At 45.7% G+C, this 1,329-nt stretch carries 1 protein-coding gene and 1 pseudogene; both read right to left on the minus strand.

Annotated features, from left to right (window positions below; all coding sequences use genetic code 11):
• Nucleotides 1-291: 291 nt before the first annotated feature.
• Nucleotides 292-747 carry a helix-turn-helix domain-containing protein gene (locus JN414_RS16355; RefSeq protein WP_202208872.1) on the minus strand — a complete coding sequence of 152 codons (456 nt, stop codon included), beginning with the start codon at nucleotides 745-747 and terminating at the stop codon, nucleotides 292-294.
• A gap of 57 nt (nucleotides 748-804) precedes the next feature.
• Nucleotides 805-1,329, minus strand: a pseudogene (locus JN414_RS16360) (hypothetical protein); the annotation flags it as partial.

Here is a 1,329-nt window from a genome sequence, read left to right on the forward strand (position 1 = left end):
GGAGTGGAGAGCAATCGCTACACGATACGAAAATACCGCCACATCCTTCATGGCCGTCATCTGCATCGCTGCAACCATAGATCATCTCAAAACCTACAGATCCTAATACCAAAGAAATCGCACAGCGAGCTTTAAAAAATAAAGAGTTTCTCCAGATTTCGACATCGTTTTAATTAACAATTTATTTGAAATGAACTTATAATTTATGTATTTCTTTGCCTCTCCATATATTTTTGTGCATTTATTTTTTTCTCGGGGGTAAGAGCCCTGTAAAGATTAATCAAAATATCTTCATCTGATGATGATGACGCGTTTTACTGGTTTGGTTGAGAGGCCATCCAGAAAAAAATTGATGGGAACATCAAAAATTTCAGAAATTTTTGGAAGGTATTTTTGCAGATCTCCAGTTCGTCCCGTTTCAAGCGCAGCAACCGCAGAGCGACTGATATTGAGCGCTTCAGAAAGAGCAAGCTGGCTCATCTTTGCGGACTTGCGAAGAGCAAAGAGCTTTTGTGCCAACGCGAGTGTTGGAGGCACGCGGGTTTCATCAATTTCAGTAAGAGACGCTTGGGTACTTTTAATCCATTTTCGAAAAAGAGAGTGAGCGCATCTTTTTATGTCTAATTTATTGTTCAATACCTGAAATTCGATACTGCTTTTTACCAGATCAACAATTTTTATAGGGAATTCCTGTTGATTTTTGGGGGTCCAGATCTGTCCTGGAGTCAGCAAGGTTCTATGTGGCATGATTGTGGCACGATACAAGAAAAACCCGGTGACGTGAAGTCACCGGGTTCTTTTTTGTTATGCCTGAAGAGCCACGTCTAGTGTCGTGTCTGTCACCAGATAGGGACCAGACGCAAGAATTTGAACGGATAACAGAGCGATACTGCCCAGAGGGCGATGTCCTAAAGAAAGAAAAGCATTTCCATCAGTCCAACGCACTTTTCCGTCTTCGACGTTACACCAACCCGAAAGACCTTCCTCAGTAAAATGCGCACTGAGTAAACGCGTTGCATTGCTTTCGAACATTCTGATATCGCCGACCAGAACCCCCAGTGTCCGACGATCGTCCACAAAGGGTCCTAGTGCGTCATATGGACGGCTGGCACGAGAGGCGATCCGGACGCTGCCAACGCCGACAGGGATCATGAAGATAACCTGATCATTATTGGTCCGGGCTGCCCGGATTGTTGCGCCTGTATCAGTCACAAGGTGCAGGTCGCTGTCATAGGTCAGGGACGGAGCTTCGGAGTGAACCGGGCAGTTCTGCTCCTTGGCACGACCTTCAATCTGACGGTAAATCGGCTCGACGGCTTCACGCGACAC

This window comes from Gluconobacter sp. Gdi (assembly GCF_014132155.1).
Taxonomy (GTDB): domain Bacteria; phylum Pseudomonadota; class Alphaproteobacteria; order Acetobacterales; family Acetobacteraceae; genus Gluconobacter.